We start from the raw sequence: 21,284 nt of genomic DNA, 5'->3' as shown, positions 1-21,284 counted from the left end.
TCAATTCTACATTTTACATTATTCGGAGCGCAGCGACCTCACCGGATTCATCAGAGCCGCCTTGATACTCTGGTAGCTCACCGTGGCCAGCGCTATACAGATAGCCGCCGCCGCCACGCCTGCAAATACCCAGGCGCTTATTTCGATCCGGTAGGAGTACTGCTTCAGCCACTGCTGAAGACCAAACCACGCCAGCGGCAGGGCAATAGCCAGCGCGATCACGACCAGTTTCACAAAGTCGCGGCTGAGCAGGTACACCACACTGCTTACGCTGGCGCCCATCACTTTACGGATACCTATTTCCTTGGTTCGCTGCTCAATCACCAGCAGAGCGATGGCAAACAACCCCAAGCAGGACAGCAGAATAGTAATGGTGGCAGCCAGACTGAAAATCTGCGTCAGCGCCTGCTCGTTGCGGTACCAGTTATCAATGTTCTCATCCAGAAAAGATCCCATGAACTCAGAGGCCGGAGCTACCTCACGCCACACCGCTTTCAGCTTATCCATGGTACCGGCCAGGTGGTTAGGCGACACCCTGACAAACACGTAGTTGATCGGCTCGGAAGCTGACAGGTGCATTGTAATCGGCCTTGCCTCCTCAGCCACGGAGTAGAGCTGGAAGTCCGGCACCAGACCGATGATCTGGTAGCGGGTCCCGGCCGTGTCGGTTTCAAAATAGCTACCTACCGGCTGGCTGTTCCCGATGGCCTTGGCCATGCTTTCGGTGATAATGACCCGGTTGACCGAATCGGTTGGGAAGGCCGGATCAAACTCCCGACCCTGCAGCAGCTTTATATCGAGGGTCTTGAGGTAGTCATAGTCCACCAGCAGCCAGTCAGTTACCACCTCTTTGTCTTTATAGTCAAATCCAAGCGTAGCCCTTGAAGAAACCCGGTCTTTGCCCCGCCCCAGATTGACCCCGCTACCCGTTACCGACAGCACCGCCGGATCATTGGCAAACTGGTTGCGCAGGCGCTGGAGTACTTGTCGGCCATTGGCCCGGTTCCCTACCGGTATGCTCACTACCTGCTCTTTCTGGAAGCCCAGTGGCTTTTGTCGCAGGTGGTTGATCTGCTGCCGGGCCACAATGGTGAAGCAGATAAGCAGGCACGAAATAGCAAATTGGGTTACGATCAGCGAATTGCGCAGTATGCCCGGACGTTCGGTAGTGATCTTTCCTTTCAGTACCTCTATCGGATTAAAGCGGGCCATCTTCCAAGCCGGGTACCCGCCTGCCACCAGCGATACCAGTACAAAAATGCCCAGCATGACCGCCAGGAAGCCCGGCTGGAAGAGCTGAGTTACCTGGATGCGGGCATCAAAGGTCGCGTTGAAAGTAGGTACCAGGTTGAGCGCCAACATAAATCCCGTGGTAAAAGCAAGGGTACACACCAGCAGGGATTCCCCCCAGATCTGGACGAATAGCTGCGCCTTCACAGCGCCCATGGACTTGCGGACGCCCATCTCCCGCATGCGGGTAAACAAACGGGCAATGCTGAGATTGATAAAGTTAATGGAGGCGATCAGCAGGATAAACAGCGCGATACCAATAATGGCATACACAACGGCAATCGGAGCTCCCTTGCCACCCGATATCTGGGTATCAAAATGTACATCGGCCAGTGGCTGCAGCCGGATGGCAAACCGGTCACCACGCTCATCAGGTGTAGCGCCTTTTTTGGTGAGGGTCTCGATAGCGGCCGGGAAGTACTTGGTGGCAAAGGGTTTCAATTTGGCTTCCAGGGCACCTTGCTCAATGCCCGGGGCCACTTTGATAAATACAGGATGAGAATAGGCCTCCCAATCATCTTTCTGATCCTGGTACTCGGCAATACTTTCAATCCGGATCAGCGCGTCGCACCGAATGGACGAATTATCGGGTATCTCGTCCATCACGGCACTAACTATGTAGGTCTGCTGGCTGCCTTCGTTGCCTACCTGTAGCTGCTTGCCTATGGGATCTTCCTTACCGAACACTGCCTCCGCCAGACTCTTACTGATCACCATACTGCTCATATTCAGCAGGGCGCTCTCCCGGTTGCCCTTGAGCAGCGGAAACGAAAATATCTTTAAGAAGTCCGCGTCTGTCTTACTCACCAGTTTATCAAAGTACCTTCCCTGGTAGGTAATCAGGGTGGATTTGCCAGTTAGGATCCGGGTAGCGGCTTCTACTTCGGGAAACTCTTCTTTCAGGGCTGGCGTAAGGGGCATGGGCATACTTCCCGTTCGTTTGGCTCCTTCGGGATCGTTGGAGAAGAAGTAGGTTTGAAAAATACGCTCCCTATCTTCATGGAAGGAGTCAAACGTTAACTGACGGTAGGCCGTCAGGAACAGAAAAACACAGATACAGAAGGCCACCGACAGCCCCACCACATTAATAGCGGCAAAGCCCCGGCCTTTCCAGAGGGTACGAATGGCGATTTTGAAGTAATTTTTAATCATGGCTGTTTTAGGTGGTTAGCAATTAACTTTTAGTAGTTAGCTTTTTATGGCTTGTAGAGACACAATCCTTGCGCCTCTTAAGCAGAACATCTTCAGTGGCGGCCGTCCCACCCTGGTAGGGCTTGCTCCTCCCGCCTCCATTATACATTCTTCACCGCGGCGGCGGCCCGCTTTACATTATACATTACTCGCTCCGAAGCGACTTCACCGGGTTCATGAGAGCCGCTTTGATGCTTTGGAAGCTGATAGTGATAAAGGCAATGACTACCGCCAGCGCTCCCGATACCACAAATACCCACCACGGAATAGTAATCTTGTAGGCAAAGTCGGCCAGCCACTGGTTCATGGCGTACCAGGCTATAGGCGAAGCAATGACGATGGCAATGAGTACCAGCCTGAGGAAGTCTTTGGAAAGCAGTAGTACGATACTGCTCACCGAGGCTCCCATGACCTTCCGTACACCAATCTCCTTAGTACGTTGTTGCGCCGCAAAAGCTGCCAACCCGAATAGTCCCAGACAAGAAATCAGGATAGAGATAAGGGTAAAGTAGCTGACGATCCGCGACGTACGGGCCTCGGCCTGGTAGTTCTTCTGAAAATCCTCGTTCAGGAAGGTATACTCAAACGGCTCGTCGGGCCGCAGGGCTTTCCATTTCTGCTCAATAAAACCGAGCACATTCTGCATGTTATCAGTATTGACGTGTACAATGAGATAGTTAAAGCTATCCCCATTATTCAGCAGAAACGCGTAGGGTTCGATGGTCTGGTGCAGGTTTTCGTAATGGAAATCTTTCACCACCCCCACTATCTCAAACGGATAGCTGACGCCATTCCAGTCGAAGCTCAACCGTTGGCCAATTGCTTTATCCGCCGGAATCTGGAACTCCTTTAGCAGCGCTTCGTTGACGACCATCCGGTCGTTGGTATCGCCCGGAAACTCGCGGGAGAATAGCCGCCCCTGCTTCAGCTCAAAGCCCATCGTCTGCATGTACTCGTAGTCGACGCGGTTGATCTTGATGTCGTGCCCCTGGTCTTTGGACTGGTCGGGGCGGTGCATCACCAGGTCGGAGGCGTTGAAGATACCGGGGTAGTACTGGGCACCTCCTGCCGCTACGACCTGGTTGTTGGAGAGTATTTCGTTTCGTAGTGCTGTGTAAGCCTCACGTGACTCCTGTGACCGGAAAGGAATGGCTATCTGCTGGTCCTGGGTAAAGCCCAGCGACTTGTTGCGCAGGTACTTCATCTGCTCCTGAATCACGAACGTAGCCAGCACCAGCCCCACCGAGACCACAAACTGGAACACCACCAGACTACGGCGCAACGCAACCGCCGAAAGAGTATTGGTAAACTTCCCCTTCAGGACCAGCGCCGGGTTGAACAGTGACAGGTAAAAAGCCGGATAGCTACCCGCTACAAATCCCGTCAGCAGGGCCAGCCCCAGGAACGTCAGGAGGATGGACGGCTCGAGCAGCTCATTAAAATGAAGTTGCTTGCTGGTCAGTTGGTTAAATACAGGCAGCAGCAGTACCACGAGCAACAACGCGATCACCAGCGCCAGCAGCGTCAGTACCATCGACTCACCCAGGAACTGCCGCACCAGCGCGAATTTCTCCGCTCCCATTACTTTACGTACTCCTACTTCCGCCGCCCGACGAGCCGAGCGCGCCGTGGACAGGTTCATGAAGTTGATACAAGCAATCAGTAGGGTAAAAATGGCAATGGAAGCCAATATGTACAGGTAGGTAGTCGTATTGGTAGGGGTAACAACGCTCTGAAACTGGTCGTACAGGTGCAGGTCTTTTACCGATATCAGTTGCAGGTCTACATCAAAGCCATACTGCTTCAGATCAGCCCGGGCGTACTTCTCCACGAAAGCCGGTAGCTTCTGCATCAGTTGGGCTGACTCGGTACCCGGCCGCAACCGCAGGTAGGTATAGAACATGTTGTTATTGGCGAAGTCCAGCTGCCCCTCCTTCAGAAAATTACCAATGCTACCGGCGTAGATGGGTACAAAGAAACGGGCGTCGATGTGGGAGTGAGCGCTGGCATCGCGGTACACGCCCGTAACCTTGAAGTCTTCACCGCCCCCCTGGTCACCACTGACCCGGATGGTCCGGTCGAGCGCCGGGCTGTTCCCGAATAGTTTCCGAGCCACCTCCTCCGACAACACCAGCGAGTTGCGGTCAGCCAACGCGTTAGCAGCATTTCCCTCCACAAACTCATAGGAGAACATAGTAAAGAAATTGGAATCCACCTGATAGCCTTTGCTCTCATAAAATGACAGCACCTGTTTTCCCTGCTCGCGTACCTGGAGCAAGGCTTTGTTCTCGGGGGCAAAAAGGCGGCTCGTTTCCTCTATTTCGGGGTACTCCGACTTCAGCGTCGGGGCGTACGGGGCTGGCGAAGTAGCGAACTCCCTACCCGCGCTCTGCCCGATCACCGCTTTGAGGCTCAGCATGTACAGGTTGTCGGCGTGCTCGTGGTGCTTGTCGTACGATAGTTCGTTGCGGATGTACAGCAGCAGGAGCATACAGCAGGTCAGCCCCACCGACAGCCCCAGAATATTAATAGCGGAGAAGGTCTTGTTACGGATAATATTCCGCCAGGCTATTTTAAGATAGTTCTTTATCATGGCTTCGTTAAAGGATTAAGGGTACGAAAGGAGGAAAGTGGACACTTCTCCGTTATGTGATTTTCTCTTCTCTATCTTGTCTATTTTTTCTATTATTCATTTTCCTCATATCAATATTAATTTCCGCAAAGTGCTCTTCCAACAGCTAACAACTTACCTTTCCTCCATTCCTCCCTTCCTGCTTTCCTCCCTTCCTCCATTACTCCGAGCGTAGCGACCTCACCGGATTCATCAGCGCCGCCCGGACTGACTGGTAGCAGACCGTTAGCAAGGCAATGAGGATGGCGAGTAGAGCCGCCAGCGCGAAAATCCACCATTCGATGTCGATCCGATTGGCGAAGTTCTGCAGCCACTGCTCCATCAGGTACCAGGCGATAGGCGAAGCTACCCCAATGGCAATCAGCACCAGCACCAGAAAGTCTTTCGAGAGCAAAGCCACGATGCCGCCCACACTGGCGCCAAGTACTTTGCGGATACCAATCTCCCGGGTGCGCTGCTCCACCGTAAAGGCCACCAGACCAAACAGGCCCATGCACCCAATCAGAATGGCCCAGAGCGAAGCCGTGGAAAACAGGTTGCCATACTGCTGCTCGGAGGCATATTGCTTATTGAAATTATCGTCTACGAAGAAGTACTCAAACGGATTACCCGGAAAGGTAGCCCTGTACATCTGCTCCACGGCCGCGATCTTTTCGGGCAGTTCGCCGGCGGTGAGACGGAGCGTGTAGAAGGTGTTGTTGTCCTGTGGATAGAAGATAATGGGTTCGATGGCCCGCTGCACCCCTGTATGGTGGTAGTCCTGCACCACCCCGACGATTTCCAACTCACGCTCGTCCCACCTGATGCGGGTGCGGACGGCCTCCTCGGGCGTTTCGAAGCCCAGTTGCCAGATGGCCCGCTCGTTCATCAGTACCTTGCTGTTCTCGTTCCAGGACACGCGGCACTCCTCGGGCGTAAAGTTACGGCCCGCTTTCAGCGTCATGCCGTAGGTAGCCAGGTAGCGGCTATCAATGATGGCGAAGGAGTAGGTCTTGTGTTCATCGCCGGGGCGGGGACTAGGCTTGACGAAGCCCGACGTAGCAAAGTTGAACCAGTTGCTGGGTACACTGCCCGACACGCAGTAGTCGCTGATAAAGCTCTGCTGCGTAATGTCACTGATAAAGCCTGTTTTGCGGTTGGCAAAGCTACTGTCTTTGCCCACATCCGGCCCCTTCACTACCAGCAACCGCTCCGTATCGATACCCAGGTTCTTGTTTTTCATGTACCGGAGCTGGCTGTAGATAACCAGCGTCGCCAGTACCAATACAATAGAGATAGTAAACTGTACCACCACCAGCGACTTCCTCAACAGGATACCACTCGTGGAGCGGGTCAGCTTACCTTTCAGAGTATCTACTGGATTGAAGCCCGACAGCCGGGAGGCGGTAAAGGCACCGGCCCCCAGTGAGCCCAGCAGCAACACCCCCAGCCCTACGGCCCAGGTCGAAGTATAACCGAGCATACCCAGCGACAGCTCTCTCCCGATCAATCTATTGAAAAGGGGCTGTAGGAGTTGTACCAGCAGGATAGCGCCCCCCAGCGCCAGTGCCGTCACCAGCAGCGACTCGCCCAGGAACTGCCCCATCAGCATCCGCTGCGTAGCGCCGATCGCCTTACGTACTCCTACTTCGCCGGCGCGTTTCAGGGCATGGGCGGTGGAGAGATTGACATAGTTGAACCAGGCAATCAGGATGATGAGGAGCGCAATCACCCCCAGCATGTACACGTACTTCAGGTTACCGGTAGTTTGCAGCGTATCCGAGAGCGACTCCGCCAAGTGGGTATAGGCAAAGGGCTGCAGCCGGAACTTCACGCCGTCATTCTCCTGCCCCAGCTCATCCCGGAAGGCCGTGAGCTTCTTTTCAAAATCGCTGGGATCCACGCCTTCATTCAGCAGAAAAAAGGTATTGATGTACTGCGAGTCCAGGTTATCCAGCGAAGCCCAGCCGTTGCCATCAATGTAGCCCTTGCTTTTCATCGTTGCCAGCGAAAACACCATGTCGTACCGGATGTCGGAGTTGAGGGGGATGTCTTCGTAAATGCCCTCCACCGTAAAGGGTGCCGAGCCAAACTGGTTAGACAGCGTAAGTACCTCTCCCATCGGGTCCTGCGTACCGAAGTACTTCCGGGCCGCCGACTCGGACATAAACACCACGTTCGGCTTTGCCAGCGCCCGGGGCTGTCCTGCCCGAAGCGGAAAGCAAAAAAACTGGAAGAAGTTCTCCTCTACAAACCCGATGCCCTTCTCCCGGAATGGCTCCTCATTACCCGCAGCGGTCTTGATGACACCCTGCGATACGCCGAACTCAAAGCGGCAGTAGTCCTTTACCTCCGGGAAGCGCTCCTTGATGCGCGGTGCCCAGCCCGGCTCTATCTCCGGCCAGCTTTGCCCTTTTACGTCCTCATTCAGCAGTCGCACCATGTGGGGCAGCTGCGTATGAAATCGGTCGTAGCTCCGCTCGAAACTAATGTATTCCAGTATGAGCAGGAAAGCCGCAATTCCCAGCGCCAGCCCTACCACATTGATAAAGCTATACACCTTGTTGCGAACCAGATTCCGCCAGGCTATTTTGAAGTAGTTGGTAAGCATTGCGTTTTAGGCTTTAGGCTGTATGCAATAGGCTTTTTATTATAGGATAAAAGGAGGAAGGTATTTGCCTTAGTTGAATTTACTTTCGGCACTTTCCTCCGCGCGGCGGCCGCCTTTCCTGCTTTACTCCGTTTTTAATGAGCGCACCGGGTCCATGAGGGCGGCTTTGAGGCTTTGAAAGCTTACCGTCAGGAAGGCTACCAGTACGGCTACTACCCCCGCCAGCGCGAATACCCACCACTGGATATCGATGCGGTAGGCGAAGTCCTGCAGCCACTGCTCCATGGCATACCAGGCCAGCGGCGAGGCTACTACGATGGCGACCAGTACTAGTTGCAGAAAATCCTTTGAGAGTAGGCCTACGATACCCGACACCGAAGCTCCCAGTACCTTGCGCACACCAATCTCTTTGGTACGACGTGCCACCGCCAGGGTAGCCAGACCGAACAGTCCCAGACAGGCAATGAGGATGGAGATGATGGAGGCGATGGTGACGATACGGCTCAGGCGCTGCTCCGCTTCGTACTGCCGATGCAGGTTATCATCCAGGAACGTAAAGTTGAAAGGCTCGTTGAGTGCAACTGTCTTCCAGGTCTGCTCGAGCAGGGCCACCTGCTCCGAGAGCTGTCCCGGCGCCAGCCGTACCGACATGTCCAGTGCGGTAGAGCTTCCGATATTAACGTTTTCGGAGTACTTGAATAATGAGTCAGGACGCATGGTCAGCACCAACGGCTGTACTTTGGAGTGCAGTGAGGCGTAGTGGAAGTCTTCGGTGACGCCAATGATGCGGTGGTCGTGGAAGCGGCCGGGGATCTTTTCGTTCAGCGGGTCCTTCAGGCCAAACTGCTTCACAAAAGCCTGGTTGACGATGATGCCCCCGTATGTGTCGGCGGTATTGGCCGGGTCAAAATTGCGGCCCTGTACCAGCTTTATACCGTATGTAGGTACAAACTGCGGATCCACCGCGTTGAACTGAAACTCACGATATACCTTCCTGTTGTCAGTAAAGCCCAGCGTGCCCCAGCTACCGCGGTCCTCTTCGGCGAAGGGAAAGGCGGATGCCGCAACATTCCGTACCTCTTTATGATTGGCCAGGGCATTTTTGTACCGTTCGGCCAGTTGTCGTCCTTCCGGACCTCCTACTCCTACGGGTATAATCACGGTCTGGTCTGATTGGTACCCGAGCGAGGTACCTTGCAGGAAGTTCAACTGCTGGTTGAGCAGGATGGTACCCGCAATCAGGAAGATCGACAGGCTAAACTGTACTACCACCAGCGACCTACGAAACAGACTCACGTCGCCTTTCAGGCTGATCTTTCCTTTAAGTACCTCCACCGGACGGAAGCCGGACAGTACCAGCGCGGGGTAACTACCGGCCACCAGCCCTACTACCCCTACCAGCCCCAGCAGGAATAGCGCCGTTACCGCATCGAAGCGGAAGGTCAGCTCCTGATTAGACAGCTTACTAAACGTAGGTGTGAGTACAAAGGCCAGCGCTACACCCAGCACTACCGCAAATAGCGTCATTAGCAGGGCTTCGCTCCAGAACTGGTTCATGAGCTGGCCTCTCAGCGCTCCCATGGCTTTGCGTACGCCTACCTCCTGCGCCCGGCTGATAGAGCGCCCCAGCGACAGGGTCATGAAGTTGATGCAGGCAATCAGCAGGATGAAGACAGCAATCGCTCCCAGAATATAGGAATAAGCCGGGTTACTGGTAGGTTCGATACCACCCGTCAGCTCGGTGTTGAGGTGAATGTCCGGGATGGGCTGCAGGTTGATCACATAGTTGTTATCCTGGTATTTATCGCCGAGGGCGGTCTTGAGCAGGGATGGAAACTTCGCTTTTAGCTTCTCCGCATCCGACCCCTCGCGCAGTAGTACGTAGGTTTCGGGGTCAATCATGAACCAGCTTTTCTGCATCTTGTCCGAGACGTACGGTAGTACATTGGCCATGGGGATGATGATCCCAAAGCGGATGCTCGAGTGCGTCGGAGGCGTTTTGGCGACGGCCGTTACGGTATAGGCCTCCATGGCGCTGTCGAGCTGCATGAATAGCTGCTTACCGATAGGGTTCTCATCCCCGAAGTACTTCCTGGCGATCTCCTCCGTCAGTACCACCGAATACAGGTCCTGCACCGGATTGCTGCCCGCTGAGCTCACTAATTCAAAATCGAACATCCGGAAGAAGTCCTTATCTACCTCATGTACGCGTTCGCTCAGTACCTCGCTGCCCTTCCGGACGTTGAGAGTACTCGTCCGGACACGGGTCATGGCTTCTACCTCCGGGTAGGTTTCTTTCAGCGTAGGTCCCAGTACGTAAGGGGTAACCGTATTGGTAAATACTTCTCCTTTATATACCTCCTTCGTCCAGGAGCGGTACAAGCGGTCGGTCTTGGAGTGGAAGCGATCAAAGCTCCACTCGTGCCGGACGTACATCCCCAGCAGGAGACAGCAGGTAATGGCCAGCGTCAGCCCCCCCAGGTTAATGAAGGAGTACACTTTATGCTTCGCAAAGTTGCGCAGCGCTATCTTGAGATAATTTCTGAACATGGCTGTTAGGGCTTTAAGCAGTAGGCTGTAAGCTTTAGGCTTTCATTCTACATTATACATTCATAATTATTCACCGCGGCGGCGGACCGCTATACATTCCCACAGGGCCTCTACATGCTCTTTTGGGTCAGGCCCAAGCTCTTTTCCGTTTCTTCCAGGAGCTTTTTGATTTCCCGTTCGGTGCGGCCTTCAGTGTTGATGGTGCGCTCGAAGATGTGCTCCTCGCCGTTTTCGAAGTACTCATAGCGTACCTTGATACGTTTGGCCTCGATGTCTTCTTCGATGGATTTCTGAAAAGGAGAGTGTTTTTCCATGACCGGATTAGCAGAAGCCGTCGCCTCAGCCGACGCGGTGGTCCAGGTAGCAGGCGCGTCCCTATGAGCTACGGTACTCCGGGCCTCCGGGCAAGTAGCTGATGCAATCCGGGTGGCAGATCTGGCGGGGCGGGGCGCATACGCGGTACTCAATTCTTCCTGCGTCTTCCGGCCCTTTACTGATTCAAGGGTACGAGCTACGAGGTCCTCCTTTTCTTCCTTGCTCATACCACTCACGTTGAAGGTATTGGAGTAATGAATGGACCGTCCTTTTTCTTCAATATCCACCTTGATCTTGAGGCGCTTACCGTCGTCATGAACTTCTTCATGAAATAAGTACTGCTGCGCTACTGCCGTGAAGCTAATAGCCAATAGGAATAGGGTTGCAAGAGTTTTCATAGCGTTAGGTTGTTTATTCGGTTCGTAAGGATTTTATGGGGTTCATCAGCGCCGCTTTGATACTCTGGAAGCTGATGGTGAAGAGCGCAATAAGGATGGCTACGATACCCGCCAACGCAAATACCCACCATTGGATGTCGGTGCGGTAGGCAAAGTCCTGCAGCCAGCGGTCCATGGCGTACCAGGCAATGGGGCTGGCTATGACTATCGCTATGAGTACCAGCTTCATGAAGTCTTTGGAAAGTAAGGCTACCAGGTTGCCCACCGAAGCACCCAGTACCTTGCGGACGCCAATCTCCTTGGTACGCTGCTCGGCCATAAACATGGACAGTCCCAGCAGGCCAAGGCAGGAGATGAAGATGGCGATGCCAGCGAATACCCCGAAGAGTACCTGCTGGGTCTGCTCGCGGGCGTAGAGACGGCCAAAACGCTGGTCCAGAAACTCGTAGCTGTACGGCCGGTCGGGGAAGTGCTTCTTCCAAGTAGCCTCAATATGCCCCAGGGCCTGCTGCAGGTTACCACCTGCTACGTGTACGGACATCCAGTTGAGTCGCCGGGGCTCCAGAAATAGGGCAATGGGCGCCACCGTCTGGTGCAGTGATTCGAAATGGTAATCTTTGGTAACGCCGATGATCTGTCCGCGGTCATTGCCGTAGCCGAAGCCTTTGCCGATAGCCTCGCGGGGATCTTTCCAACCGAGCATTTTCACCGCCGTTTCATTCAGGATGAAACCGGCAGAGTCGTCGGTGGTGTGCTGGCGGGAAAAGTTGCGTCCCGCGGCCATCTCGATCTGATAGGCCGGTATAAAATCATGGTCAACGGTCAGGGCTTTGATACCTACCTCAGCCGGAGCCATGGAGTCGCCTTTCATTACCAGTGCCCCGTACGAGTCGAGCAGGCGCCCCGACGGAATACGCGACGAACTTCCTACCTCCACCACGCCGCTGTTCTGCTTCAGCTCCTGCTTGATGGTTTCGTAGTTGGTACTGGTATCTCCTACCATGCGCAGTAGTACCATCTGGTCTTTGGAGTACCCCAGCTTGTAGTTCTGGATGTACCGCATCTGGTTGTACACCACCACGGTACTGATGATGAGCGCCACCGCAATGGCGAACTGCGCTACGACCAGCGTCTGCCGCAGCTTACCGTTGCGCATGGCCGAGGCAATCTTGCCCTTCAATACGCTGGTAGGCTGGAAGGACGTCAGGAAGAAAGCGGGGTAACTACCCGCGGCCAGGCCAGTCAGAAGAGTAATGGCGAGAATAATAGCCAGAAACTGCGGGTCGAGCAGTACGCCGAATGACAACTGCTTCTGCGTAAACTCATTCAGCACCGGCAGGAACAGCACCACCAGTACCAGTGCAATCAGTACCGACACCGATACCAGCAGCACCGACTCACTCAGAAACTGCCCTACCAGTTGATTACGCACAGCACCTACTACTTTGCGCATCCCTACCTCCTTGGCGCGCGAAGCCGAGCGGGCCGTAGCCAGGTTCATGTAGTTGATGCAGGCAATGAGCAGGATGAAGATGGCAATGGCCGAAAACAGGTACACGTACTGTATATCGCCGTTTGCCTCGATCTCGGAGTCGAGGTGGGAGCGCAGGTGAATGTCCGTGAGCTTCATCAGATTCAGTACTGAGTACGACGAAGCCTTGGTGCCTCCGTCCTGCGGAATGTGCCGGTCCTGAAAAGCCGGAAAGGCCCGCTCCAGCTTCTGCGGGTCGTAGCCCTCGGGCAGCAGCAGGAAGGTCGAGAAAGAGTTGTTGCCCCAGTTGGTGCGAAGGCCTTCGGCTCCATAAAGCCGGTCGTCGTTCAGGGTCGAGAACGACAGCAGGAAGTCGGGGTGGAAGTGCGACTGGGCGGGCAGCGGCTCAAACACGCCCGTGACGGTAAAGTCAAACTGGCTGTCCAGCCGGACGGTCTTACCCACCGGATTCTCATTGCCAAAGTACTTCTCCGCCATGGGCCGGGAGAACATGATGGAGAAAGGATTCTCCAGCGCCTTATCCGGATTACCATTCAGTACATTAAAGCTAAATACCTTGAACACATTAGCCTCCGCCATGAAGGCATTCTCTTCGTTGAAGACTTTATCATTATGCCGGATCAGCCAACTCGTCTCCAGCATCCGTACTACCTCTTCCACCTCGGGAAAGTCCTGCTTGACCAGCGGCCCGAAGGGAGGCGCGGCGTGCCCCAGCCGGAGCGACTCGGTACCATCCTTGGACAGGAAGGTCCGCGACAGGCGGTAGATCCGATCGGCGTGCTGGTGGTGACGGTCGTAACTCAGTTCGTCCTTCACGTACAAAGCCAGAAGCAGAAAACAGGCCAGCCCGATGGCTACGCCTATGATGTTGATAAAGCTGAATGCTTTGTGCTTTATCAGGTTTCTGAGCGCGATTTTGAAGTAGTTCTTGATCATGGCTAGGCTAGGCGTTAGCTGTTAGGAATTAGGTATTAGCTTTTTGTGGCTTGTAGAGACGCAAAATCTTGCGTCTCTACGTTAGTCAACTCCCTTCATTATTCATTCTATCTTTTACGTTCTTCATCAGAAGTGTACGAACCAATTTTATTTCAGCCCCATCGGGGCGGTACTTTAGTAGAAATAGCATTACAAGGGTAAACCAAGCTCCGTAGGCGGCCGCCGCGCGGAGCGGCACATAAGAGGCTTGGTGTCGCCCGGCATCGGCCGTCCGACTACCGGGGCTCAAATCTCTCCAATTCGCTAATCTGCTACTAAGGTTAGACCCCTATGGGGCCGCCTTTGAACGGCTGGTAACTCCTTCGTACACTACTAATTCTTCATTCTACATTACTCCGTTTTTAAAGACTTCACCGGATTAACCAGGGCGGCCTTAACTGCCTGAAAACTGACCGTCAGGAAGGCTACCGTCAGGGCCAGCAGGGCTGCTACTACAAACACCCACCACTCGATACCGACCTGGTACTTGAAGTCTTCCATCCAGGCCTGCATCAGGTACCAGGCTACGGGCGTGGCAATGACAATGGCGATGACCACCAGTTTCAGAAAATCATTGGATAGCAGCGTCACCAGGCTGGGCACTGAAGCGCCTAGTACCTTGCGAACACCTATCTCTTTGGTACGTTGCTCGGCGGTAAAAGCGGCCAGTCCAAACAGACCCAGGCAGGCGATGAATACGGTAAGTCCCGCAAAGGTGCGGTACAGCAGTCCCATCTGCCGCTCGGCCTGGTAGTAGTTTTCAATGCTTTCCTCATAAAAAGTACCGTTGAAGGGTACTTCCGGAAAAACCCGCTCATAGACCGCTTTCACCTTTTCTACCGTCTGAGGCAGGTTCTGAGACTGAATCTTAACTCCGCCTGCCCAGTAGAATTGTTCATTCGTCGTAATCACAATCGGATCGATGTCTTCCTTGGCCGAATGGGTATGAAAATTCTTCACTACTCCCACAATAGGGGCCGGTTTCCCTCTACCTACCCGCATTTCTTTTCCAATGACCGAATTGGGATCCTGGATACCCAGCTTCTTAAGGAGCGTTTCGTTCACTACATACTTTGTCAGGGTATCGCTGGCCGCGTAGGGACCACCCGCCAGGAACTGCAGACCGTAGGTGGTAAAGTAATCGCCGTCGGCCATTTTCATGGAAACACTGAAATCCTCGTCCTCCGATGTTTTTGTGAAGGAGAAGTTGCTCTGCCAGTTATTGCCCGAAGAAGGCTGATCGGACGAAAAGGACACCGAACCGACATCCGGTATCTGCAGCAGCTCGTTGCGCAACGACTGGTACCGCTGGCGGTACTCCGTATCTACCGGAAAATTGTACACGCCTTCCTTCACAAAACCCAGGTCCAGCTTGCTGAGGTACTCCATTTGCCGCAGGTTAATCACCGTACCAATGATAAGTACCAGAGCCGTGGCAAACTGGAAGACAATAAGACTCTGGCGCACCGATAGGCCGCCCATCCAGCTTTTGGGCATCCGCTTCCGAAAAATATCCAGGGGCGAAAACGAGGAAAGGATCAGGGATGGATATACGCCCGAAAGCAGGGTGATGACTACTAAAAATCCTACCAGGTACATGCCAAGCTCCGGAGTGAAATACAAGGTAGCATCGGCCGGTACACTGAATATTTTTTCAAGAAGCGGCAAAGCCAGATACGCTGCCATAATACCTACAAACATCGAGAAGGCTACCACCAGGAAGGTCTCCGTCAGAAACTGCGCGACCAGCTGACTTTTCTGGCTTCCCAGTACTTTACGTACCCCTACTTCTTTGGCGCGTTTGGCAGCCAGTGCAGAGTAGATATTGATGAAGTTGATGCAGGCCATCAGCAGCAGCAATGCCCCCACAATGGCTATATTCCGGATGCGCTGCAGGGGCACCACCTTACCCTTGTAGTTATCAAGGCGCTCGTCGTGGTGTACATCCGCCAGCGGGCTCAGGAGGTGGGTTTTGATATCGTTCTCCTTTCGCTTATCATAGTGCTTGCGTGAGAATTTTTCGAGCAGGGTATTCGCGGTGGCTACCGTGAAGTTTTTGGGCAGGAGTACATATACCTGATCGTTGCTGCTGGTGCTTCCCCAGCTATCGAACTGCCCAAACCCAAACAGATCCGGCCGGGCCCGCTTGGACTCGTACGAGATGACCAGGTTGAGCGGGAAGTCCGTCGTGGCGGGAGCATCTTCCAGTACCCCGGCTACGCGCATGGTAGTGATATTGTTAATCTTCAGGTACTGTCCCACCGCTTTTTGATGGTCCTTGAAGTACTTCTCGGCATACTTCCGCGAAAGCACCACCACATTGGGCTCGGCAAGTACTTTAGGGTTACCTACCAGCCAGCTGTAATTAAACAGGCCAAAGAATTCCGGTCCAACCAGCAGGCCCTCATCATCTTCAATAAATTTGGTGCTTACATCCGTCGAGTTGGGATCGCTGCCCAGTACGGTCACCTGCGGATCGAAGGTACCAAACACGGGTACTACTTTTTCAAATTGGGGTATATCCGCTTTCAGAGCAGCCACTACCGGCAGCGGATTCCCTGGCGAAAGGTCTTCCTGCCCACTGGGGTACACCTGCTTCCGCACAACCCGATAGATCCGGTCGTGGTCGGTATGGAATTTGTCAAAGCTCAGCTCGTACCGCACCACCATAAACAGCAGGAGCGAAGCCGCCACGCCTACACTCAGCCCCAGTACATTGAGGACTGTAAATCCCCGGTGCCGGGACAGGTTTCTGAAGGCTATTTTGAAGTAGTTTTTGATCATGGCATTTTTTAAAGGAAAAAGGTTCGAAAGGAGGAAGGGAGAAAAGGAGGTGGATGCGGATTTTTTACTTTCGGCACTTTCCTGCTTTCTTACCCTTCCTCCCTGGTTTACTCCGAGCGCAGCGATTTTACCGGGTTCATGAGGGCGGCTTTAAGGCTTTGGAAACTTACCGTGAGTAGCGCGATCGTGATGGCCAGCAGGCCGGAAAAGAAAAAGGCCCAGCCGGGTATTTCGATGCGATAGATGTAGTTCTGTAGCCAGTTGTGCAGAAAGTACCAGGCAATAGGCGAAGCAACGAGGGAGGCTATTCCAATCAGGTATACATATTCTCTGGAAAGCATGATAACAATGCTGGACAGGTTAGCACCCAACACCTTGCGTACTCCGATTTCTTTGGTGCGCCGCTCGGCCGTATAGGCCGCCAGGCCGAACAGTCCGAGGCAGGAAATAAAAATAGTAAGCAGAGCAAACGCATTGATGAGGCTACCGATCCGCTCTTCGGTGGCAAATTTTTTGGCGTATTCTTCATCCACAAACTGATAGGCAAACGGATAAGCCGGGGCCAGGCCTTCCACTATTGCTTTGGTACTGGCCAAAGCCTCCTGTCTGTTTACACCGTCCCGGAAGCGTATGTTAATAATGTTGCGGCTTTCCTTTTTTAAGAATACTCCGGTAGGGCGTACCTGAGCGTAGGGTGAATCCATCAGTACATCCTCGATCACCCCGACTACGTGGTAGGTTTTCCCGCCATACTCAATTTGCTCGCCTATGGGATCCGTAAGATTCATTTCCTTTACCGCCGACTCATTCAGCAGGGCAGCGGAGCTATCAGTAATAAACTCCCGCGAAAAGTCCCGTCCCGCTTTCAGCCGGATGCCAAAGGTTTTCAGGTACTTATAATCCGAGCAAACCGTGACCAACCCAATCTCTTTATCACCACCGTAGCCTACTCCGTTCGTATTCCTGATTTCGGTCATGGGAGCCTGGGTAGCCGATACCGCATGTACGTAGCCGGAGTTCAATAATTCATTTCGAAGTACCTCTTCGTTCTGTTTTAGTTCTTCCGTAAAGTCTGCCATGATCAGGTTATTCCGATCATACCCCACAGAGCGATCTTTGGTGTAGTCCAGCTGCTTACTAATGACGACTACGCTAATGATCAGCAGTATTGAAATGGTAAACTGCAGCCCGACCAGCAGCTTGCGGGGTATACCGGCGTTTTTACCCAATCTGACCGTACCTTTAAGTACCCTGACCGGCTGGAAAGACGACAGATAAAAAGCCGGATAGAGGCCAGCCGCCATCCCCGTTGCTAAGGCGATGCCCAGCCCAATGAGCCAGTACACGGGATTGGCAAAGGGTACCTGAATGCTTTTGTCGGTGAGCCCGTTGAACCACGGAAGCAGTACATGGATAAGTAGTACTGCGAGTGCAAAGGCCATAAATGCCAGCAGATTGGACTCCCCCAGAAAATGCAGGATCAGCCTGGTTCGGGAGGAGCCGATCGTTTTGCGGATACCTACTTCTTTGGCCCGCTTCTCGGACCGTGCCGTCGCCAGATTCATAAAATTGATGCAGGCAATGAGCAGTACAAATCCGGCTATCCACAAAAATATGCGGATGTAATCAATCAGTCCTCCGGCTATTTTTCCATTTTCAAAGGTATTACGCAAATGCCAGTCGGGCATGGCGTGCAGCATCAGGGTCTGTTTGACCGTTTCGTCACGGGTAGTCAGGAAATTAACTATTTTGGCCTCCGCTTTCGCGGCCGTTACATTGGGCTGGAGCTGGATGTACGTTCTGACTACGTTATTATCCCATACATCATCCAGCTTAAGAAACCAGGGATCCATCACCGCCTTGAGGCTGTACGGAAACAGGCAATCAAACTGGAAGGTCGAATTTGTCGGTATCCCGGCCAGTACACCCGTTACTTTTACATCCACTTCGTTATTGAACCGGATGATTCTTCCCACGGCGTTCTCTTCTCCGAAAAGGGCTTCCGCCGTTTGCTGACTTAGCACAACGGACCGCGGATCGGATAAGGCCGAATTGGCTGCCCCTTCGGTTAAGGTGAAGGTGAATATATTCAGGAAGTCAGGGTCGGCAAAAACTGCTTTCCGGTATACCTTCTTCTCTCCGGCGGCTAACAGACGGGCATCGTCCTGATCTACCCGACAGGCGTATTTAACATCCGGAAAGTTTTGTCTTAATCCATTCGCTAGCGGATACGGCGTATTCTGACTTACAAAGATCTGCCCGTCCCGCTCCGAGTTCCGGTTGACCTGATAGATAGATCCAATATTTTCATGAAACTGATCGTAAGTCAATTCATCATACGCCCACAACGCTGCCAGAAAGCTACAGGCCATCCCCAAAGCCAGCCCAGCCACATTCAGAGTAGTATACCCTTTGTTGTTCCAAAGGCTTCGAAAAGCTATTTTAAAGTAGTTTCTGAACATGGCTGTTTATTTTAAGGAAAAAGGGTAAAAAGGAGGAAGGGAGGAAAGGAAAATTACATTCCTCCTCTCCTCCTTTACTCCGATTTCAATGACTTTACCGGATTCATCAGGGCGGCTTTGATACTTTGGAAACTTACCGTCAGCAGAGCAATACCTACGGCCAGCAGACCGGCCGCTACGAATATCCACCACTGGATATCAACCTTGAAGGCGAAGTCACTGAGCCAGCGGTTCATGGCGTACCAGGCTATGGGTGAGGCTATGACAATAGCGATCAGTACCAGCTTCATGAAGTCGCGCGAGAGCATGGTTACGATATCTCCAATAGAAGCACCGAGTACCTTGCGCACCCCGATCTCCTTGGTACGGCGCTCGGCCGTATAGGCCGCCAGACCGAACAGGCCCAGGCATCCGATCAGGATAGATAACAGAGCGAAGGTGACGAAGATCTGGCCCACGCGCTGCTCGGCGCGGTACTCCTTATCAAAATCATCGTTCATGAAGCGGTACTCAAACGGCTGCCCCGGAGCCATTCGCTTCCAGAGTTGCTCGACGCTGGCTACGCTGGCCATCATGTCGTCTGTTTTTAGTTTCAGAGCGATAATACCCGGACTGCGGCCCAGTACCATACTCACCGGACCTATGTTTTTGCGCAGCGACTCGTAGTGGAAGTTCTTCACCACGCCAATGATGGTATAGGCTATCTGGTCTTCAGGATTTGGGCCAAAGAGAGTCATTACTTTCTTTCCGATGGGGTTGCCTGTAAAGCCAAGCAGCTTTACCGCCGACTCATTGACCAGCATTCCGAGCGAATCGGATGGAAAGTCACGGCTGAAATCCCGCCCTGCCACAATCTCAAGATTCAGGGTCCTGACGTAGTCGTGGTCTACGGGCCAGTTCTGCATGCTCATGCCTTTGTCCTGCTGCTGCCCTTCCGGATAGAAGGTATTGTCGCTGCGGGAGGAGGGCGTAGGCATGTAGTACGAAATGGTGCTACTCTCTACCTGCGGCAGGTTAAGGGTTTCCTGCTTGAAGGCATCCGTCTGGGTACCGAGGGCGTAGGCGTTGTCAATCAGCAGTACCTGTTCTTTATTGAATCCCAGTGTTTTGGTCTGGATGTAGTTGAGCTGCCGGAAGATAACGATGGTACCGATAATCAGCATCACCGAAATCATGAACTGGAACACCACCAGCGTATTACGTAGCTGTCCGCCCCGACCCTCCAGGACCAGCTTTCCTTTGAGTACCTTGATGGCCTGAAAACCCGACAGGAAGAAAGCCGGATAACTACCCGCCAGCAGCCCTACCCCGGCCCCGGTCATCAGCAGTATGGCCCAGAAGTACGGACTCACGGTTGGTACTTCCAGCTGTTTGCTGGCCAGCTGATTAAAAAACGGCATCGCCAGGTAAGCCAGTACCAGCGCCAGCGCTAAAGAAATAAAGCTCAGCAGCATGGCCTCCGTCAGAAACTGAGCTACCAGTGACGAGCGCTCCGACCCCAGGGCCTTACGTACACCTACCTCACGCGCCCGGTTGGACGAGCGGGCCGTGGCCAGGTTCATAAAGTTGACGCAGGCAATCAGCAGCAGGAATACCGCGATCACCGAGAATATGTAGACGTACTGGATGTTACCGTTGACGCTCAACTCCGCCATCCGGTCGGAGTGCAGGTGAATATCAGTAATGGGTATAAGTGAGTAGCGGATGTAGTTGCCGGCTTTTTTTAAATCATCCAGCGAAGACCCCATAAACCCCTTTACCCAAGGACCTGTGTATTTTTCGAGTATAGTTTCGAGGTTCCTGGCAAACTGTGCCCCCTTTACCCCCTCCTGCAGTACCAGGTAGGTCGAAAAATTATGGGCGCCCCAGTTGTTCTGGCGACTTTCGGCCCGTGAGGCCATGGAGAGCAGCATATTCAGGTCCGCCAGATGCGAGTTGGACGGTATGGTAGTCATGACGCCCGTCACGCGGTAAGTATGCTCATTATCCAGCAGGAGTGTCTTACCAAGGGGGCTTTCGTTGCCAAAGTACTTCCTGGCAGCCCGCTCCGAAAGCACCAGTGTATTCGGTTCGGTCAGGGCCGTTTTGGGGTCACCGGCCACCATGGGTATCGAGAATACATCAAAGAAGGTAGAGTCCGCAAACGTTACTTTATCTTCCCTGATATTTCCGGTTTGCCCGGTTCGTCTGACCAAATAGCTTCCATTCTCACGCAGGCGCGTAGCCGCCTCTACCTGCGGGTAGTCTATCTTGATGGTAAAAGCCATGGGATCGGGGGCTACGGCCAGCTTCATCTCCGGCCCACCAAATTTGATGTCCGCATCTACGCGGTAAATCCGGTCGGCCTTATCAAAGAACCGGTCGTAACTCAACTCATCTATCACGTACAGCGTGATGAGCAGGCAGCTCGCCAGCCCCAGCGACAGTCCAAAAATGTTCAGGAACGAGTAGAACCGGTGCTTCTGCAGGTTACGCCAGGCTATTTTGAGGTAATTTTGTATCATGGCTGTTTTTTTGAAGGAGAAAAGCAGGAACGGAGGAAAGGAGAAGGAGGCAGAGTGATTACTTCCGGCAATTTTCTCCCGCGCGGCGGCCGCTTTTGTAC

General features: G+C 53.4%; 9 protein-coding genes. All 9 read right to left on the bottom strand.

What is annotated here, in order from left to right:
- Window positions 1-18: 18 nt before the first annotated feature.
- Window positions 19-2,442: an ABC transporter permease gene (locus JTN23_RS06070; RefSeq protein ID WP_247233100.1), complete on the bottom strand. Its 2,424-nt coding sequence runs from the start codon at window positions 2,440-2,442 to the stop codon at window positions 19-21.
- A 184-nt stretch (window positions 2,443-2,626) separates the two neighbouring features.
- On the bottom strand, window positions 2,627-5,074 hold the full coding sequence (locus tag JTN23_RS06065; protein ID WP_247233098.1) for an ABC transporter permease: 2,448 nt from the start codon (window positions 5,072-5,074) through the stop codon (window positions 2,627-2,629).
- Between the two features lie 199 nt (window positions 5,075-5,273).
- The gene (locus JTN23_RS06060) at window positions 5,274-7,703 is read right to left on the bottom strand and encodes an ABC transporter permease (RefSeq protein ID WP_247233097.1); all 2,430 of its coding nucleotides are present in this window, start codon (window positions 7,701-7,703) and stop codon (window positions 5,274-5,276) included.
- Between the two features lie 123 nt (window positions 7,704-7,826).
- Entirely contained in the window at window positions 7,827-10,253 is a 2,427-nt protein-coding gene (locus JTN23_RS06055; RefSeq protein ID WP_247233096.1) for an ABC transporter permease, read from the bottom strand.
- A gap of 110 nt (window positions 10,254-10,363) precedes the next feature.
- Window positions 10,364-10,966, bottom strand: coding sequence for a hypothetical protein (locus JTN23_RS06050; RefSeq protein WP_247233095.1), 603 nt, complete (start codon window positions 10,964-10,966; stop codon window positions 10,364-10,366).
- Window positions 10,967-10,979: 13 nt separating this feature from the next.
- Window positions 10,980-13,394 carry an ABC transporter permease gene (locus tag JTN23_RS06045; RefSeq protein WP_247233094.1) on the bottom strand — a complete coding sequence of 805 codons (2,415 nt, stop codon included), beginning with the start codon at window positions 13,392-13,394 and terminating at the stop codon, window positions 10,980-10,982.
- A 390-nt stretch (window positions 13,395-13,784) separates the two neighbouring features.
- Window positions 13,785-16,217 carry an ABC transporter permease gene (locus JTN23_RS06040; protein ID WP_247233093.1) on the bottom strand — a complete coding sequence of 811 codons (2,433 nt, stop codon included), beginning with the start codon at window positions 16,215-16,217 and terminating at the stop codon, window positions 13,785-13,787.
- Between the two features lie 107 nt (window positions 16,218-16,324).
- Window positions 16,325-18,679, bottom strand: a complete 2,355-nt coding sequence (locus JTN23_RS06035; RefSeq protein ID WP_247233091.1) for an ABC transporter permease — start codon at window positions 18,677-18,679, stop codon at window positions 16,325-16,327.
- Between the two features lie 74 nt (window positions 18,680-18,753).
- Window positions 18,754-21,183: an ABC transporter permease gene (locus JTN23_RS06030; RefSeq protein ID WP_247233090.1), complete on the bottom strand. Its 2,430-nt coding sequence runs from the start codon at window positions 21,181-21,183 to the stop codon at window positions 18,754-18,756.
- Between the last annotated feature and the right edge of the window lie 101 nt (window positions 21,184-21,284).

Source organism: Telluribacter roseus (genome assembly GCF_017355915.2).
Lineage (GTDB): Bacteria > Bacteroidota > Bacteroidia > Cytophagales > Spirosomataceae > Telluribacter.
This window is presented reverse-complemented; position numbering and strand designations above follow the sequence as displayed.